Origin of the sequence: Bacillus sp. MUM 13, assembly GCF_001866725.1 — a bacterium.
Taxonomy (GTDB): Bacteria; Bacillota; Bacilli; order Bacillales; family DSM-1321; genus Peribacillus.
In genome coordinates this window covers 1-2,191 of record NZ_MLYQ01000150.1, presented here as the reverse complement: position 1 = coordinate 2,191, position 2,191 = coordinate 1, and the positions used below count along the sequence as shown (strand labels likewise).

The window sequence follows — 2,191 nt, the reverse complement described above, 5'->3', positions numbered from 1 at the left end:
TGGACTTTTTCAGTGGCCTCGTACAATACCGAACTCATTTCACACTCGCTGCCTAACGAAATAACCGTGTCTAACTTTTAGGGGTCACTTCACTGAGTGAAATCAGGAGGCATTTTTCATTATAATGAGATAAGTGCATTAAAATTAAACTTTTTTAAGTTTAAATGGACTGACCATTAAGAAAGATAATATAATCATAAAGGACAGCAGAATGACAGGATGGACATGTCCGATGGCCAGAAAGCTCAGGGTAGCCAGGCATCCAGCTGCAGTAATCGGCAGCCCGGTGAAATAGCCATTGCTTTCCGTAATATTAAATTTGGCGAGGCGGAATGCACCGCAGCCAATGTAAAATACTGTGAAGAATGTGCCGGGAGCGCCAAAATCTTCAAGAACACCCTGATATAATAATAGAGCAGGGGCTATTCCGAATGAAATAATGTCACACATGGAATCCAGCTGCTTGCCAAGCTCGGATTCACAATTGAATTTTCTGGCTGCCATGCCATCAAACCGGTCGGCAAGTGCGGCTAGAAAGATTAATAGTAAACTAAGGTTTAACTCATGATTCATGCCAGCAATTATCGCAAATCCGCCAAGGGATAAATTGGTTAAGGTTATGATGTTTGCGGTCTGTGTTTTCAGCTTCTTGACAGTAAGGTCCAGTACGTCAGATATTAACATGTTTTCACTCCTCTTGGACTGGATAATTTACATCCTAAATGCTTATTATATAATAATATTTTATACCGTACAAATTATGCAAGATATTTTTGAATTATTTTACATTTGGTGGTGGAATATTTGTACCAATTTTTTTATCGGTCACTTATAGAATTGACAAACGGAAAATGGAGCTCCCATCTTCTGAAAAGGTTCAGCAGCTCAAGTCTCTCAAAGCATCTTATCCCTTCTTATGCAAGGGTTTATAACATCAATCAGGATGAAAGCAGCCGGAAGCTTGATGAGTATGAAAACCTGCATTCCTTATTTACCAGGCAGCTAAAGGAAAATGCCAGAGTTATAGCGGCGGATCCTTCTGCGGTTGTCAGTCCCGTGGATGGAGTTTTGGAGGATTATGGGGAAATCACTCTGGAAAAAAGCATCATTGTAAAGGGACGGACATACTCGATTGAAGAAATGCTGGAAGACCCGGACTCACTCCGGAAATATCTTGGGGGATCATTTATGGTGCTGTATTTAAGCCCAAGCCATTATCACAGGATTCATGCACCGGTATCCGGCACCGTGAAAAAAAGATGGGTACTCGGGCAAAAGTCGTATCCGGTCAATAAATTAGGAATGAAATACGGCCGTGCACCACTTTCTAAGAACTACCGGAATATAACCGAGGTTGAACATGAAAAAGGGATGGTAGCCATTGTGAAAGTCGGAGCAATGTTCGTGAACTCAATTGAAATCACCGAGCAATCGGACAAGCTGGTTAAGGGCCAGGAGTTTGCTTATTTCAGCTTTGGTTCGACAGTGGTGCTATTATTTGAAAAGGGAATTTTCCAAAAAGACATACAGAAACCAGTGCCTTCAGATGTCAGAGTCGGAGAAAAGCTGGGCGTCCTTACAGACGCAGAGCAGGATTGACCATAAAGGAAAAAGGCTGATCCCATTGTCAGCCTTTGTAGCTTTTTACAGTGTTATTCTAATTTTATGTGTGAGGGATCTGCGGTGAATTTCCGTTTCAATAAGACGGATAAAGTCTCTGCTCAATTCTAATTTTCTTGCCTTAAAATAAGATTCAATCAGCAAATCATCAGTTAATTTATTCATAGCTTTGCCAGAGCGGCCACTCACCTCCATATTATATCAATCAGGCATAAACGGTGTATCCTGTGCATATATTGACAAGTTAACCTGGTGTATTCCCACTTTATCAAATTAGATTGTTAAGAACAACCGTTCCAATATCCACAGGATTTGGTGGATAACCTGTGTTTAACTTGTTTATAATTGGAAGTTCTGTGCGTGAAACAAAGGGTAAAATGTGCATAAGGTTATCCACAAAAATAAAATTGAAGAAATTTGTCGAAAATTATTTTGATTTTTAGCTCTGATCATCCTGCCTGCTTCTATTTGGACTGTCTTACAGCAGGCAATGAGCTAAAGTCCTTATTGCTCCGGAATTAAAACATACATAGTGAGAAAGGTAACACTTCGCAATCCCTGGCATTATGGA

Annotated in this window: 3 protein-coding genes; 1 reads left to right on the top strand and 2 read right to left on the bottom strand. The window is 40.3% G+C overall.

Features of this window, described 5'->3' with window-relative positions:
- Positions 1-144: 144 nt before the first annotated feature.
- Entirely contained in the window at positions 145-684 is a 540-nt protein-coding gene (pssA, locus tag BIV59_RS22000; RefSeq protein WP_071353596.1) for a CDP-diacylglycerol--serine O-phosphatidyltransferase, read from the bottom strand.
- 108 nt (positions 685-792) lie between these two features.
- On the opposite strand from pssA, the gene BIV59_RS21995 reads away from it, so the two are divergent.
- The gene (locus tag BIV59_RS21995) at positions 793-1,599 is read left to right on the top strand and encodes a phosphatidylserine decarboxylase (protein ID WP_170846226.1); all 807 of its coding nucleotides are present in this window, start codon (positions 793-795) and stop codon (positions 1,597-1,599) included.
- A 45-nt stretch (positions 1,600-1,644) separates the two neighbouring features.
- On the opposite strand, the gene BIV59_RS21990 is transcribed toward BIV59_RS21995, so the two are convergent.
- Positions 1,645-1,785 (bottom strand): sporulation histidine kinase inhibitor Sda, encoded by a 141-nt coding sequence (locus BIV59_RS21990; protein WP_071353594.1) that lies wholly within the window; start codon positions 1,783-1,785, stop codon positions 1,645-1,647.
- Positions 1,786-2,191 lie beyond the last annotated feature (406 nt).

Bases quoted from the DNA above. Each gene is read 5' to 3' on its own strand.
- pssA (WP_071353596.1), bottom strand. From the start codon at position 684: ATGTTAATATCTGACGTACTGGACCTTACTGTCAAGAAGCTGAAAACA.
- BIV59_RS21990 (WP_071353594.1), bottom strand. From the start codon at position 1,785: ATGAATAAATTAACTGATGATTTGCTGATTGAATCTTATTTTAAGGCA.